Genomic DNA, 16338 nt, shown 5'->3' on the forward strand with positions numbered 1-16338 from the left:
TATGAATTTGTTAGCCCCATCCATTCTTTCAGCCGACTTTTCTAGGCTTGGAGAAGAAATCGAAACAGTTATTAATGCAGGTGCCGACTATATACATGTAGATGTTATGGACGGCCATTATGTGCCCAACATATCTTTAGGCCCCCCCGTCATTAAGTCTATTAGGCAGGCTACGAAAAGCTTTCTTGATGTTCATTTGATGATCATGGAACCATTACGCTATATTAAAGCTTTTGCAGAAGCCGGTTCAGACATGATTACTTTTCATCAAGAAGCAGAAAAAGATGTTACTGAAACTATAAACGCCATAAAATCCTATGGAATAAAAGTAGGTTTGACCATTAACCCCAAAACATCTGTGACCGTACTTGATCCATATCTTAAAGACGTGGATATGATACTGATTATGTCAGTTGAACCGGGATTTGGAGGACAATCTTTCATACCATCTACTTTAGATAAAGTTAGCTACCTCGTTGAACAAAGAAAGATTTTGGGCTTAAACTTTGATATTCAGATGGATGGTGGTTTATCCTTTGATAATATTGAAGAAGTTGCAAAAGCTGGTGTTAACATCTTTGTTATGGGGTCTTCCATCTACGCACAAGAAGACGTTGCCTCTGTTACAAGAGCATATAAAAAGAAATTAAAAGAATTGGAATCTATCCGATGAAAAGGGCACTTGTTATAACAGGTGGGCAAGTTTCATTGAATCAAATAAAGGAAGTGGTAGCGAACGCTTCATTTGATCTAAAAATAGGTGTGGACCATGGTATTGACTATATGGCTGAATGTAACATTATACCGGATGTCATCTTAGGTGATTTTGATTCCTGTCAAAGGGATGTTTTGAGTGCTTATGAAAAAAGACATATCGAGAAGATTGTTTTTCCGAACAAAAAAGATATGACCGATACCCAGTTGGCTTTTGAATGGTTAGAAGAGCGTTCTGTAGATGAAGTTGTTGTTTTAGGTGGAACGGGTAGTAGAATGGATCATACCTTAGCCAATCTTTTTCTTATGATACATTATGGGAAAACATTCAATATTACCTTCTTAGATCCTTACAATAGAATCCGATTGGCAACAAGCCGCCAGACCATTAATCAGAGCATTTATAAGTATATTTCTTTATTGCCTTTAAGTGAGTATGTACATAATGTAAGCATTTCCGGTGTCAAATACCCATTGAATAAGGCGACTTTAAAGTCTTCAAGTTCGTATGGTATCAGTAATGAAATCACATCGAAGGCAGCGACGATTTTGGTTGGAGAAGGGGAACTATTGATTATTGAATCTAAGGATAAGTAGTTGTACTTATCTTATTTCAGGACTGAACCACAAATAAGCCAATAGCAATGCTTAGATATCTAAGACTTGCTATTGGCTTATTTATATTAAATGTTTTAGTTTTATTTCATTAGAAGTGCACTTATTAACACATCAAATGGAACTATGCACGTACGATTTTGCCTGCACGTAAACATTTTGAACAAACTTTGATTCTTTGTGATTGCCCATTAATGACAGCTTTTACTGATCTGATATTAGGTTTCCATTGTTTGTTTGACCTTCTATGAGAATGACTGACTGCGTTACCGAAGTGTACGCCTTTATCACATATTGAACATTTAGCCACAACTGCACCTCCTTAATATATATCTTCATAACAAATCAATTCTATCAAAGAATTTAAATGAATGCAAGCATTACTTATAATAACTTTCAATTAATTAGAAAAAACCTATAAATCATAGGAAAAAGATGTTATAATACAATGAGCAATGATCTCATATTTCTAGGTTAAAACACGTAAACGACTTAATTGAACTTCATCTATAATATTTAGGTGAATTAGTAAATTTGGTTTTGACACTTTAGCCGGTTTGTTAAGTTCTATGATATTATTATACGACGATATAGATGAAGGAGGCATTTTTATGATTGGTAGATTAGATACTGGTTATGGAGAAGTGACAATCGATAATGAAGTCTTGGAAAAAGTTGCCGGTGTAACAGCGGTCGAATGCTATGGCATTGTTGGTATGGCTATGGTGAATGTAACCAGCGGTATTGCCAAGCTATTAAAAGGTGATAGTATCACAAAAGGTATTTCCTTGAAAGTAGAGGATAACTGTATTCGAATCGACCTACATATTGTAATTGAATATGGTGTTAACATTAAAGCCGTTACAGACAACCTCGTTAGTACGGTGAAGTATAAATTAGAGACTTTTTCAGGTTTGGAAGTCAAGCATATAAATATATATGTAGAAGACGTCAGAGTGGACGAATAAGAAACTAAGGAGGAATACCAGTGACTGCTTATAACATATCACCTAAGACTTTAAAAAGTATGTTTATTGCTGGTGCAAAATATTTAGAGTCAAAAAAGAAGTATGTAGATGAACTTAATGTTTTTCCTGTGCCTGACGGCGATACGGGAACAAATATGACACTAACCATTTTAGCGGCAGTACGAGATGTTCAGAAGGTGGATTCGGATGATTTGCAAGGTTTGGCTAAAGCCATTTCATCCGGTTCATTAAGAGGTGCAAGAGGAAATTCAGGCGTTATATTATCACAGCTTTTTAGAGGCTTCTGTAAAGAAATATCAAGTCATGATGTCTTAGACGCTGTTGTCTTAGCCAATGCCTTACAAAGAGGTTCTGAGACAGCCTACAAGGCGGTTATGAAGCCCAAAGAAGGCACCATATTGACGGTGGCCAGAGAGGCTGCGGAAAGAGCTATAGAGCTTGCACGTGTTAATGATGATATTGTTGACATTTTGAAAAAAGTAATTGTTCATGCAGAAGCAACTTTACAATATACACCTGAACTGCTACCTGTTTTGAAACAAGCAGGTGTGGTCGATTCTGGTGGTCAAGGGCTAATGTATATTTTAAGAGGTGCTTTGATGGCCCTTGAAGCCGGTGATGATTATGTTGTTGAATTTGAAGAGGATGATACACATCCGGAGATTGAATTAATATACGATTATAGTGGTGAAGAAATTAAGTTCGGCTATTGCACAGAGTTTATAATAAATGTACGAAATGACATGGAAAGTGATCGAGAAGCTTTAGCGCTTAGGACTTATCTTGAAACGATTGGCGATTCGATTGTTGCTGTTTCAGATGAAGATATCATTAAAATACATGTTCACACCAATGACCCGGGTCTTGCGCTACAAAAAGGTCTCTCTATTGGCGAACTAAGCAACTTAAAAATTGACAACATGCGAGAAGAACATGCTAATAGATTGATTGATCAAGAGGAATTGGATAAGCTTCACCCTACGGAAGTGAAAGAAAATGGTTTTGTGGTTATCTCCATAGGAGACGGATTGAGTGAGATTTTTAAAGGCTTAGGCGCCGATTATATTGTAGAAGGGGGTCAAACCATGAACCCATCTACAGAGGATATACTTAAAGCTGTTTCAAAAGTAAATGCAAAAAGCGTGTTTATCTTACCCAATAACAAAAACATTATTTTAGCTGCAGAACAAGTCAAAGATATTGTAGACGACAAACAAGTCATAGTTATCCCAACCAAATCCATTCCTGAAGGAATCAGTGCTTTAATCAACTTTGAGGAGGATAAGTCCTCCAAAGAGAATCAAGAGACGATGATGCAGGCCATTGAAGATGTGGTATCCGGACAGGTGACACATGCCATTAGAGACACGGTTGTTGATGAGAAAATCATCAAGGAGGGTGATTTTCTTGGGATTGGCAAAGGCAAGATTAATGTGGTAGAAGCTGACGTTGAACAGGCGGTCAGAAAGCTTTTTGAGTCATTGATAGATGAAGACATTGAATTAATTTCTGTATACTATGGAATGGATGTTGATAAAGATACTGCAAATCAATTATCCAAGGATTTAGAAGAAACATATCCAAATTGTGAGATAGAAGTTCATTATGGTGGTCAACCCTTGTATTACTATATTTTATCTCTTGAATAGAACTTGAATTAAGACTTAAGACTTAAGCTTCTCTAACACACAGTGTAAAATATACTGTATGTTAGAGAAGCTTTTTTTGATTAGAGAAAGTTGGTTTTGACCCTTGAACCATGATTATGTTATTATTACTCTAAATGAATTACAGAAATAAGGTGATCTAAGTGGAAACAAATAAACCAATTACTGAATTAAGCGGTATAGGAAAAAAGAAGGCTCAATTATTTGAAAAAATGGGCATTAAGAGTTTAATGGACTTGATAACCTACTACCCTACAACTTACGAAAAAAGAATTGGATTTTCAAAAATACAAGAAGTTAAACCGAATGGAACCTACCTTATTCAAGGGGAAATCATGGTTGCACCTTATTCCAAAAAGGCAAGACAGGTTATATTAACATCTACACGGATAAAAGATGATACTGGTGAGATTGCTTTAACATGGTTCAATCAACCCTATCTGCAAAAACAGTTAAAAGAAGGCCAAATGATTACAGTCATGGGGAAAGCGTCCTATAAATACGAAAAATTACAGTTAACATCTCCAAAAATTCTTACACAAGCAGATTTGAATTATTACGAAGACAAAACCATTATTCCAATATATCCTTTGACAAAAGGCATCAACCAAAAAGCCCTTCGCCTTGCAGTAGCTTCAGCCATGGAAGCGGTCAACAATAGGGTAGAAGATTATTTACCGGACATAATCAGAGAAGCAAATGAATTAATATCTTTAGAAAATGCAATTTATCAAGTTCATTACCCACAAAATGATGTTGTTTTGAATGATGCTAGAAGAAGACTGGTATTTGATGAATTTTTGTTTTTTCAATTAGGGCTTATGCTGCTGAAAGATGAACAAGTTAAAATAGAAAATCAGTATAATTTCAAGTGTCGAAAAGGGTATGAACACACACTTAAAAAGCTACCTTTTGCATTAACAAGCGCTCAATACAATGTCCTAGATGAAATCATAAAGGATATGAATGGTTCCTATAATATGAACCGTCTGGTTCAAGGCGATGTTGGTTCGGGAAAAACTGTGGTAGCAGCATTGGCTATAATCTTAGCAGCAGAAAATGGCTATCAAAGTGTTTTAATGGCACCGACAGAGGTATTGGCTAAACAACACCATCAATCCTTAGAAAAAATGTTTGTAAGTTTAGACCTTCGGGTTGAATTGCTAGTAGGATCAATGACAAAAAAAGAAAAGGTAGATACTTATCAAAAGATTGAAGCCGGCTTAATAGATGTGGTAATTGGTACCCATGCGGTCATTCAGGAAGGGGTTAATTTCAAGAATTTGGCTTTGGTTATTACAGATGAGCAGCATCGATTCGGTGTAGCACAAAGAGAATTACTGGCTGGGAAGGGACATTATCCACATGTGCTGGTCATGAGCGGAACACCAATACCAAGAACATTGGGTCTTATACTTTATGGAGATATGGATGTTTCAATTATTGATGAATTACCTCCCGGCAGAAAAAGCATTGAAACCTTTGTAGTAAATGCTTCCTATAGAAATAGGGTGAAGGCCTTCATTGCCAAAGAGATAGAAGCGGGCAGACAGTGCTACATAGTATGTCCCATGGTTGAAGAAAATCAGGAAAATGATCTAAAGGATGTCCTTAGCTACACCGAAAAATTAAAAGTAGAATTACCACCTCATATACGCATCGAATATCTTTATGGTCAAATGCGTCCCAAAGAAAAAAATCAAACAATGGAAAGATTTGCAATGGGTGAACTGGACATTCTTGTATCTACAACCGTTATTGAAGTTGGCATTAATGTGCCTAATGCAACCCTTATGATTATTGAAGATGCCCATCGATTTGGCCTTGCTCAACTACATCAACTTAGAGGTCGTGTTGGTAGAGGTGGCAATCAGTCTTACTGTATATTAATCTCAGATTCAAAATCTGTACTTGGCAAGAAACGTATGGCTATTATGACAGAATCACAAGATGGCTTCCATATCGCTCAAAAAGACTTGGAGATAAGAGGATATGGCGATTTATTAGGCCTTCGTCAAAGCGGTATGCCGACATTTAAAATAGCAAATATTGTAGAAGATATGGAGATTCTAAAACAAGCCTATTTAGTTGCAAAGACAATTAGCGAAAAACGTGATATACTTCAAGAAGCAACTTACGAAAACTTTAGAAAAAAATTAGAAAACTATATGGAGACGAACATGTCCTTTATAGCTTTATAGGAGTTATGTTATGCGTGTTATAGCAGGAAGTGCTAGATCTTTACCTTTAAGTGTTCCGGAAGGTAAGGATATAAGGCCGACAACAGATCGTTACAAAGAAACAGTTTTTAATATCATCCGACCCTATATAGTTGGTTCAAACGTACTGGATTTGTTTAGTGGAACCGGCAGCATAGGAATAGAGGCACTAAGTAGAGGTGCAGCTGCTTGTGTATTTGTAGAAAACCATAAAACAGCCATAATTTGTATTGAGAAAAATCTGAATTTCACAAAACTATTTGAAAAAGCGGAGATTATGAAGTATGATTATAGCAAAGCTTTGATGGATTTAGGCAATCATAGTACCCAGTTTGATTTAATCTATTTGGACCCGCCTTTTGACAAAGGTCTAGAAGAAGTTACGATTTCGCAAATCCATGGATATGATTTGTTAAAAGATGATGGTATAATGGTATGCGAAAGCAGTTTGAAAACAGATATGTCTTTCATTGAAGGTCTAAAAACTTATGAAATCTTCAAAGAACGAATCTATAATACATGTAAATTTAGTTTTATTAGAAAATCATAGATTATGTAAGGATGTGACATAGTGAAAACAGCGGTATATCCCGGAAGCTTTGATCCGACCACCAATGGACATTTAGATATCATTAAAAGAAGTGCCTGTCAAGTGGAACATTTGATAGTAGGTGTGTTAAACAATGTCAACAAGTCGAGCTTATTCACAATAGATGAACGTGTGAAATTATTAGAAGCCTTGACTAAGGATCTTCCTAATGTAGAAATCAGGTCTTTTTCTGGATTGTTGGTGGATTTTATGGAAAAAGTATCAGCAAATCTTATAATAAGAGGATTTAGAGCTGTATCTGATTTTGAATTTGAAATACAGTTAGCCCAAACGAACCATAGTTTAAATCCTAATATTGAAACCATATTTTTTGTAACAAAAAATGAGTACTCGTTTCTAAGTTCTAGTGTTGTAAGAGAGGTTGCTTTGTATGGTGGCGATGTTAGTCAAATGGTTCATCCAATAACCGTCACCTATTTAAAAGATAAATATGAGAGTATGGAGGTATGAGTATGAGTGATGTATTTAATTTAATTGACGAAATGGAAGGTTATTTTGAAGAATGTAAGACTATGCCTTTTTCCAATAAAATCATTGTGGATATGGAAGTTGTATATGAATTCATGACAGATTTAAGGTTGAAGTTACCTGAAGAAATCAAACGCTCACAAAGAATTCTTGAGGAAAAAGAACGAATTATCGAAGAATCCAGAAAAGAAGCGGATCATGCACTAAACAAAGCTTCAGCAAGGGTCAATGAGTTAATCGATGATCATGAAATAAGTAAAAAAGCAGAAAAAAAAGCGCAAGAAATCATTGAGGCAGCTAATCAAACAGCCAAAGAGATTAAAGTTGGTGCATATGAGTATGTGGAAGAATTGGTTGAGCAAATGGAATATGCAATGCGAGATACAGTAGAACAGACGAATATTCATTATGGTAAATTTGAAAATTACATCAGCCAGCAAGTAAAAGTTATGGCTAACAACAGAGAAGAGTTGATTATGAGCAAAAATAAATTGAATGAATAAGTAAGTAAATAAGTAAGTGCCTTATATCATAAATGATAAATATAGTATTGACATATAAACCTTTATATTGTAATATATAGATATTAAATAAACCTGTTAACCAGGTAAACAAATATAGAGGTGTATTATGAATTTATTAAAGAAAAATTATCATACTATTTCATCAGACGAAGTTAACAAAATCATGAAGGATAAAGACGTACAGATTATTGATGTAAGAGAACAATATGAGTATGCAGCCGGTCATATTGAAACAGCCAAACTTATTCCTCTATCAACGATACCAAGTCGAATGAATGAGATTGATAAGAATAAGAAAGTGATTGTAGTTTGTGCCAGTGGCGCAAGAAGTACCAGCGCTTCTGAGTTTCTAGGAAAAGAAGGCTATGATACCTATAATATGCTTGGTGGTATGATGGGATGGCGTTATAAAACTGTATAATAGATCAAAGCGGCAACGCCTCGCGTTGCAAAGCAAATAGTTCCGAAAGGAAAGGACTTTAACGTACTCAGCTATGTTTTAAAGCTGAATACTAGAGTATGACTTTCCTAGAGAACAAAAATGACTGGCTCAGAATGTTGAGTCAGCTTCTAGGCACATCATGGTCGGTATTGACCTATTGTTGTATTAGCGTCCAAAAGCAGGACATCCCAAATAACTAAAAAAGTCTCTAAGTTGTTGAACTGACCCCGAAAGGTTAGACCTAAAAATCTAACAATTGGAAGTTGGTTCATTTTTTTACTTAGAGACCTGGATCAAGCATATTTTGTTGAGATAGAGCCTTATTTCATAGAGTATAGACTACCATTTACCTTTGTTCATGTGGCTTCCAAGTTCTGCTTTTGCAAGAGCCTTGATTTCCCATGCCATTTTGATTGTTTTTTCAAAAACATCTACACAACCTGGATCAAGACCGATTTCAATTCCGGCTTCGCTTAAGTCAATCATTGTTGCAGCAAGATTTACCAATTCCATATGAAGATCATTGGTTTCATCAGAAGCGTAAATCTTGTTAGCATCTTCTTCAGATAAAACAACGTGTTTTTCTTTAGGTGCACCACATTTTGGACAAAAATCCAAAGCTTCATCCGCCTCATACACAAAGCCACATACTGTACATTTAAATAGATTCATTTAGTTACCTCCTTAATTAAACTTATAATTGATTATGGTATCAAAACGTATTTCTGATACCATAATCAGAGTTAATGTTTCAACTTATTATATCACATATGAGAAGAATAAGTAGACGATTATTATTATTATTATTATTATTATGGTAATCGAATAATGGGTGTTTCATATTCATTTTTCATTTTTGTACCATAATAAAAATGAATAAGATGATTGTAGTGCAATGTGCTATTTAAGTCAGCCTTATAAGACAGCAGTTGTAGGTTGTCTAATTGCTTATAGCCTTGGCGTGTGTTGACAATAATCGGTAGATTTTTATCATATTTTTTAATGGCTTTCAACATCTCTTGACCTTTTGGATTGAAACCTAAGACCTTAAGATAGGGCTTCATTTCGGTACTTAGTAATTCAAATGTTTTTTGCTCGTGACCGAGGTATATATGCAATAATGCCCTTGCAACTTTAGTTCTTGTATAACGTTTTGATAGGATTCTATCTACCAAACTTTCATAATCATAGGCATGCAAAGCTGCTTCAATAATTTTGTTTTCAAGACCCTCATTTACATCCTGATAAGTACGCAAGACTTCAGGTGTATTTGTAAGAATTTTATATTTTAGAAAAGGGAATATCATATCGTAGAAGATGGGACCTTCGCCAGAAACGATAACGTTTTCCAAGGTATTATAAGAATATAGAGGGAGTTTTTTGAATAAAGGCTTGTAATGGTCATGCTCACGTATGTACTTTCTAATAGCAGTAGCAGAAGGGATTGTTGTCTTACTGTCATCATCATGGTACTCAGATCCAACACGTTTAATGGTGGTTGGTATGATTTTGCTGTCTTGCCTTAGTAAAGCTTTAATATATTCAATACCCAAAATATTGTTCGGCGTTTTAATAGATAAAGCCTGATCAGTCGACATTAGATGATGGTTCTTAACATATTTCAGTAAGGCTTTTTCTCTTGCTTTAGGAAAAGCATCCCCTTTACCTAAATATTCATTAAGAAGAAAACGAAATCCAATAGGTTCGTTATAAAGAACCTCTGCAATCTTAACAAGAGCATCTATGGAGCCGGATTCACTTCCAAAATTCAAATGTGTTGTGATTCCTGTTGCTTTTAATAGTTTGATTGCCATATGTGAAAAATACTCAGCACTAGAAGTGGCAAAATAAGTAGGAAGTTCAATAACCAAATCCACACCAGTATGGAGCGCTGCTTGAGTTCTTGCATATTTATTAATAATAGCCGGCTCACCACGTTGGACAAAATTGCCGCTCATAATCAAAACAACACCTTGAGCTTCAGTTGTTGTTCTAGCTGCTTCAATTTGGTATGCATGGCCCAAATGAAGAGGGTTGTATTCGGTGACAATTCCACATATATTCATAATTACCATCCTTATTAAGTACTCTTTAGAAAAGTATATCATAGTCCAGACTTATATGGCTATATAGTTTAACCCATTAACCTGTCAATGTTTATAAAAAAAACAACAAAAAACCAAAAAAGGATTGTATACAATGAACACAAAGTATATAATTAGATATATAGTTAAGGCATAAAAACTATTTAGTTGAACTTTCATAAACTATATTCAGTTACGTATGCATCAACTTGAACAATGATCATTAACTGTAAGCAATGTTTAAGTGCTTAGAGTCAATGGTCTTTGCAATTATAACGTAATAAATGAGCCAATCTGAAAGGGGCAAAAAATGAGTTTTATTGAAACAATTAAAGACAGAGCAAGACAATCAAGAAAAACCATCGTATTACCTGAAAGTATGGAAATAAGAACACTTGAAGCCACAGCACAAATATTAACTGAAGACATTTGTGATATTATTTTAATAGGTGATGTGGATGAAATTAATAGCGTGGCAAAGAACCTTGACATTTCAGGCGCAACGATTATTAATCCGAATTCTTTTGAGCAAATGGATACCTATGTTGCTAAGTTTGTGGAACTTCGTGAACAAAAAGGCATGACCTCAGAAAAAGCAGGGGAAATCTTAAGGACGGATGCACTATATTTAGGGGTCATGATGGTAAAAATGGGTTATGCAGACGGCATGGTAGCCGGAGCAGTTAATTCAACAGCCAATGTTTTAAGACCATCCCTTCAAATCTTAAAAACAGCACCCAACACAAAACTTGTTTCTTCTTTCTTTGTTATGGTAGTGCCTAATTGTGAATTTGGACATCAAGGTACTTTTATTTATTCAGATTGTGGATTGGTTCAAAACCCAGATGCAGAAGAACTTGCTGCCATAGCTGGTAGTTCTGCAAAATCTTTTCAAAATCTAGTGGGTGTTGAACCTATAGTAGGTATGTTATCTCATTCAACTAAAGGAAGTGCTTCACACCCAGATGTAGATAAAGTTGTTGAAGCCACCAGAATTGCAAAATCACTTTACCCGGAATACAAAATTGATGGAGAATTCCAATCAGATGCAGCCATTGTACCAAGTATAGGTGCTGCGAAGGCGCCTGGAAATGAGATTGCCGGTAAAGCCAATGTACTTGTATTCCCAGACCTTGATGCGGCGAATATTTGTTACAAGTTAACAGAACGACTTGCTAAAGCTGATGCATATGGACCCATTACACAAGGAATCGCAAAACCTGTCAATGATCTATCAAGAGGTTGTACAGCTGAAGATATTGTCGGTGTCGTTGCTATAACAGCGGTACAGGCTCAATAAGAATGACCAAGGAAAAGGGAGCAAAAATATGAATATTTTAGTTTTGAATTGTGGTAGTTCATCCGTTAAGTATCAACTGATTAATATGGAAAATGAGGACGTATTAGCAATAGGGATATGTGATCGAATTGGTTTTGAAGGTTCTTTTATTGGGCATAAACCAAAAGGACATGATAAATTGAAATTACAAATACCTATGAAGGATCACAAGGATGCAGTAAAATCTGTGCTTGCAACATTAACAGATCCAGCACATGGTGTTATTGACTCTATGGATGAGATTGCCGCTGTCGGTCACAGAGTTGTTCATGGAGGAGAGGCTTTCTCAGCTTCTATCATCATTACGGAAGAAGTAAAGGATGCGATTAAAGCATGTAGTGACTTGGCACCTTTACATAATCCGGCTAACTTAGTTGGTATTAATGCTTGTGAAGTGCTAATGCCAAATACAAAACAAGTTGCGGTATTTGACACAGCCTTCCATCAAACAATGGAACCAAAAACTTACTTATATGGCCTTCCATATAAGTATTATACTAAGCATAAAATCAGAAAGTATGGTTTCCATGGTACTTCTCACAAATATGTGGCCTATAGAACAGCGGAGTTCTTAGGTCGTAATGTTGAGGATATGAAAATCGTTGTTTGCCATTTAGGCAACGGTGCAAGTGTGTGTGCAATCGACAAAGGAAAATCAATAGACACGAGTATGGGATTAACACCTCTTGAAGGCCTTGTAATGGGAACCCGTAGTGGTGACTTGGATCCAGCTATAGTTCAATTTATTGCGGAAAAAGAAGGCCTAACCTTAGATGAAGTCATCAATGTGCTGAATAAGGAATCCGGTATAAAAGGCTTGTCACAGTTCTCCAGTGACTTTAGAGACATTGAGGATGCAATCGCTAAGGGCAACCAACAAGCAATTTTGTCCATGGATGTTTATCATCTTAGAGTAGCTAAATATATAGGTGCTTATGCAGCGGCTATGAATGGCATTGATGCGGTTGTGTTTACTGCAGGACTTGGAGAAAACAACCACGAAGTGCGTAAAGAAATATGTAATTACCTAGGTTACTTAGGTGTTAAGGTTGACGATGAACTCAATCATGTTCGTTCTATGGAACGTGACTTTTCAGCTGAAGGGGCAACAGTAAGATCGCTCGTTATACCTACGAATGAAGAACTGGCCATAGCGAGAGAAACAAAGCAACTCATCAAAAAAAACTAAATATCAATGTTATTTTGTCAATTTGAGTATTTCTAAATAAAATACCGTATAAAGGCAATGGCTTAGGTTATTGCCTTTATGTATTATAACTCAAGGTGACACTTTATTCCTGTTATGATATTTTGCCCTTGACAAAATATTTGGCCATATGTATAATTACATGTGGTTATTATTCGAGGTATAAAGCGATTATGCTTTACAGCTAAAGGAGTGGTATCATGCAGATAAATTTAACGGAACTGTTTTCACAAACGGTTAAAGATGTTACTATCCGGCGAACCTTGGAAATGGATCGACTTGAATTTGGTGGAGAGATTTTTGAAATTAGTGAGCCCATTAAAATCGAGTTCGAAGTTACCCAATTAGGTGAAGGCGAATATTTGACCCAAGGCAAGGTTGAAGCAACGTTAGTCATGTACTGTAATCGTTGTATGAATGAAGTCATATCTAGGATTGAAGGTAGGTTTACTAAAGAGTTGAATGAGAATATTGATGATCCTGAAAGCGATGAAATGAAGGATTATTATAAAAACTCAATTCTGAATGTAAAAAAGTTGGCTTTAGACGAAATCTATATGAACGTGCCTATGAAAGTTCTTTGCAATGAAACGTGTCAAGGCATTTGTAAAGTATGTGGTGCTGATCTTAATCAAGAAGCATGTAATTGCGAAGATGATAATGTGGATCCCAGACTTGCGGGACTAAAAGATTTATTTAATGAAAGTTTTAAGGAGGTGTAGATCATGGCAGTACCAAAGCGCAAAGTATCCAAAGCAAGAAGAAATAGCAGAAGAGCTAATTGGAAATTAACGGCTCCAAATCTGTCCACTTGTACAAAATGTGGCGAACTTGTAATGTCACACAGAGCTTGTAAAAAATGTGGCACATATAAGAACAAAGTCGTATTAGAGGTAAAATAATCTACACTTTTCCAATGAATATAAACAGCGTAACCATAATGGTTACGCTATTTTAAATATTAAGAAAATTCATAAAAAAGAGGAGGCGGAATATGGAACTAACGAAGATTGTTATTGACGCCATGGGTGGTGATGATGCGCCTAATGCCATGGTTGAAGGTGCTATTTGGGCACTAAATACATGTGAGGACATTCATCTGATATTAACGGGTGACGAAACAAAGATTGGTGCAATATTAAAAAATAAGTCTTATGACAAAAACAGAATGGAAATCATTCATACAACAGAAGTCATCACCAATGATGAATCTCCTGTCCTTGCCATCCGAAGAAAAAAAGATGCATCCCTCGTTAAAGCTTTGTATCTTGTTAAAGACAAAAAGGCAGATGCACTGGTGTCAGCCGGTAGCACAGGTGCTGTGTTGGCCGGTGGAACTTTGGTCATTGGACGGATGAAAGGCATCGAACGTCCTGCGCTTGGCTCGTTGATTCCTAATGAAAAGGGTATGACCTTACTCATTGACTGTGGAGCTAATGTGGATAGTAAGCCTCATTTTTTACATCAGTTTGCAAAAATGGGGTCCATTTACTATGAGAACATCCTAGATATTAAGCACCCTAAAGTCGCTTTAGTTAACAACGGTTCAGAAGACAAAAAAGGTAATGCTTTAGTAAAAGAAACATTCCCCTTGTTAAAAAATGATTCTTCTTTGAATTTCATTGGCAATTTAGAGGCCAGAGATATTCCTACCGGTGAGGCCCATGTCATAGTATGTGATGGTTTTGTAGGCAATGTCATTTTAAAGTTAACAGAAGGCTTGGCTACATCTCTACTTGGGATGGTAAAAGAATCAATCATGTCCACAACCATGAGTAAAATAGGTGGTCTTCTGATAAAGAAATCCATGAAGTCTATGAAGAAAAGGTTAGACTACACTGAGTATGGAGGGGCACCCTTACTAGGTTTAGAAGCATTAGTGGTAAAAGCCCATGGAAGTTCTAACGCTAAAGCATTTAAAAATGCTATTATACAATGTAAAACTTTTATAGATCATAAAGTGAATGATAAAATTAAACAACAATTATTATAATTCTATGGTTGATTATGTTTAAAAACTATAGTAAGATAGTTTTATTATATAGTTGGTTAAGGCGTCAAAACTATATAGTTGAACTTTTGCATACCATATATAGTTACGAATGCATTAACGTAATCTGTATATGGTATGTGAATTTAGTGAAACTTAGTTTTGACCCTTTAACCATAGTTAAAATGAAGATTGTTTGATTGGACTTAGTTTTGACATCTTATCATTTCAGGTGGGTTCTAAAAGATGAACTTAATGAGAAAGGAGCTAATTATGGATGAAAGTAAATTATTAGAAATCATAGCAGAATTTACGACATATGGGCAGGAAGAATTAAAAGAAAATATGAATTTTTCAGATGACCTTGGTATTGATTCTCTAGATTTGGCACAAATCATTATGGCTGTAGAAGATGCCTATGATGTTGAATTAGATGAGGAAGCCTTAGACAGTATTCAAACTGTTGGAGATGCGATTAATATGGTTAAGAATAACGGGTAAGATTTAATCAAGGAAGTTTGATGATATAAGAAAAGAAGTTTCAGTTAATGAAGCTTCTTTTTTGTTATAGGATTTAGATTAGATCTTTAAAGGGGTCCCATGAAAACCCTTACACAGTATATATGATTACTGCCGAACGTAGGCGGGTGCGTATTCGGTTTTGAATCAGTTATTTAATAGAAAAAGAAACAAGTTTATGTTATAATATTTAACTGTAATTACAATTTAAGAAAGTGAGAAAAGATATGTCCCAAGTAAAAGATGTTGAAGAATTTCAAGATATTATTGGGTATCAGTTTGTGGATTTAAGACTTCTTGAAAGAGCCTTAACCCATAGTTCCTACGCGAATGAACATCGACTTAGCAAATTTGAAAACAATGAACGACTGGAGTTTTTGGGTGATGCAGTTCTAGAAATCATTACATCAGAATTCCTATTTCGTAAGTACGATGAAATGTTAGAAGGGGAGTTGACTAAATTTCGAGCCAGTATTGTTTGTGAACCAACGCTAGCTAATTTTTCTAGAGAAATCAGTCTTGGTGATTATTTGCTATTAGGAAAGGGCGAAGATAATTCAGGAGGTAGATTAAGGTCATCTGTTTTGTCAGATGCGGTAGAAGCATTAATTGGTGCTATTTATTTGGATGGTGGTCTTGAAGAAGCGCGTATTTTTGTTGAATCTACATTGTTAAAAGATGTAGAAAGAAGAAAGCTATTTGTTGACAGCAAAACCCATCTTCAGGAAATTATTCAAAAAAACAGTGATCAGTCTGTTGAATATGTTATTGTGAGTGAAAAAGGTCCAGATCATTCTAAGCTTTTTGAAGTCATCGTCGTTCACGAAGATAAAACCATTGGTCATGGATTTGGAAGAAGTAAAAAATCTGCAGAGCAAGAAGCAGCGTTTGATGCAATTAAAAAAATCGTTTAACAATAATTTCTGAACAATTTATAAACGTATTATAAGT

19 protein-coding genes are annotated in these 16338 nt (G+C 35.5%); 16 read left to right on the forward strand and 3 right to left on the reverse strand.

The window, feature by feature from the left end:
- The first annotated feature begins 1 nt into the window (after position 1).
- Positions 2–673 (forward strand): ribulose-phosphate 3-epimerase, encoded by a 672-nt coding sequence (gene rpe / locus AC6F8J_RS12035; protein WP_500723597.1) that lies wholly within the window; start codon positions 2–4, stop codon positions 671–673.
- Positions 670–1311, forward strand: coding sequence for a thiamine diphosphokinase (locus tag AC6F8J_RS12040; protein ID WP_500723599.1), 642 nt, complete (start codon positions 670–672; stop codon positions 1309–1311). Before rpe ends, AC6F8J_RS12040 begins: the two co-directional genes overlap by 4 nt.
- Positions 1312–1453: 142 nt before the next feature.
- Here AC6F8J_RS12040 and rpmB read toward each other — a convergent pair whose 3' ends face one another.
- Complete coding sequence (gene rpmB, locus AC6F8J_RS12045; protein WP_125135468.1) at positions 1454–1639, reverse strand: 50S ribosomal protein L28; 186 nt, start codon at positions 1637–1639, stop codon at positions 1454–1456.
- Between the two features lie 301 nt (positions 1640–1940).
- On the opposite strand from rpmB, the gene AC6F8J_RS12050 reads away from it, so the two are divergent.
- The 7 genes from AC6F8J_RS12050 (at position 1941) to AC6F8J_RS12080 (ending at position 8227) form a co-directional block, all read left to right on the forward strand.
- Positions 1941–2297: an Asp23/Gls24 family envelope stress response protein gene (locus AC6F8J_RS12050; protein WP_500723601.1), complete on the forward strand. Its 357-nt coding sequence runs from the start codon at positions 1941–1943 to the stop codon at positions 2295–2297.
- 59 nt (positions 2298–2356) lie between these two features.
- Positions 2357–3967 (forward strand): DAK2 domain-containing protein, encoded by a 1611-nt coding sequence (gene fakA / locus AC6F8J_RS12055; protein ID WP_500723717.1) that lies wholly within the window; start codon positions 2357–2359, stop codon positions 3965–3967.
- A gap of 161 nt (positions 3968–4128) precedes the next feature.
- Positions 4129–6186 carry an ATP-dependent DNA helicase RecG gene (gene recG / locus AC6F8J_RS12060; RefSeq protein WP_500723603.1) on the forward strand — a complete coding sequence of 686 codons (2058 nt, stop codon included), beginning with the start codon at positions 4129–4131 and terminating at the stop codon, positions 6184–6186.
- A 10-nt stretch (positions 6187–6196) separates the two neighbouring features.
- On the forward strand, positions 6197–6754 hold the full coding sequence (gene rsmD / locus AC6F8J_RS12065; RefSeq protein WP_500723605.1) for a 16S rRNA (guanine(966)-N(2))-methyltransferase RsmD: 558 nt from the start codon (positions 6197–6199) through the stop codon (positions 6752–6754).
- A 21-nt stretch (positions 6755–6775) separates the two neighbouring features.
- Positions 6776–7264, forward strand: coding sequence for a pantetheine-phosphate adenylyltransferase (coaD, locus tag AC6F8J_RS12070; RefSeq protein WP_500723607.1), 489 nt, complete (start codon positions 6776–6778; stop codon positions 7262–7264).
- 2 nt (positions 7265–7266) lie between these two features.
- Positions 7267–7785 carry a hypothetical protein gene (locus AC6F8J_RS12075; RefSeq protein ID WP_500723609.1) on the forward strand — a complete coding sequence of 173 codons (519 nt, stop codon included), beginning with the start codon at positions 7267–7269 and terminating at the stop codon, positions 7783–7785.
- A 127-nt stretch (positions 7786–7912) separates the two neighbouring features.
- Positions 7913–8227, forward strand: a complete 315-nt coding sequence (locus tag AC6F8J_RS12080; protein ID WP_500723610.1) for a rhodanese-like domain-containing protein — start codon at positions 7913–7915, stop codon at positions 8225–8227.
- Positions 8228–8587: 360 nt separating this feature from the next.
- On the opposite strand, the gene AC6F8J_RS12085 is transcribed toward AC6F8J_RS12080, so the two are convergent.
- A complete protein-coding gene (locus tag AC6F8J_RS12085) occupies positions 8588–8920 on the reverse strand; it encodes a rubredoxin-like domain-containing protein (RefSeq protein WP_500723611.1) in 333 nt (110 codons plus the stop codon).
- A gap of 140 nt (positions 8921–9060) precedes the next feature.
- Positions 9061–10314 carry a nucleotidyltransferase gene (locus tag AC6F8J_RS12090; protein WP_500723612.1) on the reverse strand — a complete coding sequence of 418 codons (1254 nt, stop codon included), beginning with the start codon at positions 10312–10314 and terminating at the stop codon, positions 9061–9063.
- 328 nt (positions 10315–10642) lie between these two features.
- On the opposite strand from AC6F8J_RS12090, the gene pta reads away from it, so the two are divergent.
- The 7 genes from pta to rnc all read left to right on the forward strand — a co-directional run bounded on the left by pta (position 10643) and on the right by rnc (position 16301).
- Positions 10643–11632, forward strand: coding sequence for a phosphate acetyltransferase (pta, locus tag AC6F8J_RS12095; RefSeq protein ID WP_500723613.1), 990 nt, complete (start codon positions 10643–10645; stop codon positions 11630–11632).
- Between the two features lie 28 nt (positions 11633–11660).
- Complete coding sequence (locus AC6F8J_RS12100; protein WP_500723614.1) at positions 11661–12860, forward strand: acetate/propionate family kinase; 1200 nt, start codon at positions 11661–11663, stop codon at positions 12858–12860.
- A 218-nt stretch (positions 12861–13078) separates the two neighbouring features.
- Entirely contained in the window at positions 13079–13600 is a 522-nt protein-coding gene (locus tag AC6F8J_RS12105; RefSeq protein ID WP_500723615.1) for a YceD family protein, read from the forward strand.
- 3 nt (positions 13601–13603) lie between these two features.
- Positions 13604–13780, forward strand: a complete 177-nt coding sequence (gene rpmF, locus AC6F8J_RS12110) for a 50S ribosomal protein L32 (protein ID WP_330683934.1) — start codon at positions 13604–13606, stop codon at positions 13778–13780.
- A gap of 92 nt (positions 13781–13872) precedes the next feature.
- Positions 13873–14871, forward strand: coding sequence for a phosphate acyltransferase PlsX (gene plsX, locus AC6F8J_RS12115; protein ID WP_500723616.1), 999 nt, complete (start codon positions 13873–13875; stop codon positions 14869–14871).
- Positions 14872–15141: 270 nt separating this feature from the next.
- Positions 15142–15369: a phosphopantetheine-binding protein gene (locus AC6F8J_RS12120; RefSeq protein WP_500723617.1), complete on the forward strand. Its 228-nt coding sequence runs from the start codon at positions 15142–15144 to the stop codon at positions 15367–15369.
- 245 nt (positions 15370–15614) lie between these two features.
- The gene (gene rnc / locus AC6F8J_RS12125) at positions 15615–16301 is read left to right on the forward strand and encodes a ribonuclease III (RefSeq protein ID WP_500723618.1); all 687 of its coding nucleotides are present in this window, start codon (positions 15615–15617) and stop codon (positions 16299–16301) included.
- Positions 16302–16338 lie beyond the last annotated feature (37 nt).

The sequence above is a fragment of the Petrocella sp. genome (genome assembly GCF_059865615.1).

What these genes read in the sequence shown, in the direction of transcription:
- rpe (WP_500723597.1), top strand. Translation starts at nt 2, where the DNA reads ATGAATTTGTTAGCCCCATCCATTCTTTCAGCCGACTTTTCTAGGCTT.
- AC6F8J_RS12040 (WP_500723599.1), top strand. Translation starts at nt 670, where the DNA reads ATGAAAAGGGCACTTGTTATAACAGGTGGGCAAGTTTCATTGAATCAA.
- AC6F8J_RS12050 (WP_500723601.1), top strand. Translation starts at nt 1,941, where the DNA reads ATGATTGGTAGATTAGATACTGGTTATGGAGAAGTGACAATCGATAAT.
- fakA (WP_500723717.1), top strand. Translation starts at nt 2,357, where the DNA reads ATGTTTATTGCTGGTGCAAAATATTTAGAGTCAAAAAAGAAGTATGTA.
- rsmD (WP_500723605.1), top strand. Translation starts at nt 6,197, where the DNA reads ATGCGTGTTATAGCAGGAAGTGCTAGATCTTTACCTTTAAGTGTTCCG.
- AC6F8J_RS12075 (WP_500723609.1), top strand. Translation starts at nt 7,267, where the DNA reads ATGAGTGATGTATTTAATTTAATTGACGAAATGGAAGGTTATTTTGAA.
- AC6F8J_RS12080 (WP_500723610.1), top strand. Translation starts at nt 7,913, where the DNA reads ATGAATTTATTAAAGAAAAATTATCATACTATTTCATCAGACGAAGTT.
- AC6F8J_RS12085 (WP_500723611.1), bottom strand. Translation starts at nt 8,920, where the DNA reads ATGAATCTATTTAAATGTACAGTATGTGGCTTTGTGTATGAGGCGGAT.
- AC6F8J_RS12090 (WP_500723612.1), bottom strand. Translation starts at nt 10,314, where the DNA reads ATGAATATATGTGGAATTGTCACCGAATACAACCCTCTTCATTTGGGC.
- pta (WP_500723613.1), top strand. Translation starts at nt 10,643, where the DNA reads ATGAGTTTTATTGAAACAATTAAAGACAGAGCAAGACAATCAAGAAAA.
- AC6F8J_RS12100 (WP_500723614.1), top strand. Translation starts at nt 11,661, where the DNA reads ATGAATATTTTAGTTTTGAATTGTGGTAGTTCATCCGTTAAGTATCAA.
- AC6F8J_RS12105 (WP_500723615.1), top strand. Translation starts at nt 13,079, where the DNA reads ATGCAGATAAATTTAACGGAACTGTTTTCACAAACGGTTAAAGATGTT.
- rpmF (WP_330683934.1), top strand. Translation starts at nt 13,604, where the DNA reads ATGGCAGTACCAAAGCGCAAAGTATCCAAAGCAAGAAGAAATAGCAGA.
- plsX (WP_500723616.1), top strand. Translation starts at nt 13,873, where the DNA reads ATGGAACTAACGAAGATTGTTATTGACGCCATGGGTGGTGATGATGCG.
- AC6F8J_RS12120 (WP_500723617.1), top strand. Translation starts at nt 15,142, where the DNA reads ATGGATGAAAGTAAATTATTAGAAATCATAGCAGAATTTACGACATAT.
- rnc (WP_500723618.1), top strand. Translation starts at nt 15,615, where the DNA reads ATGTCCCAAGTAAAAGATGTTGAAGAATTTCAAGATATTATTGGGTAT.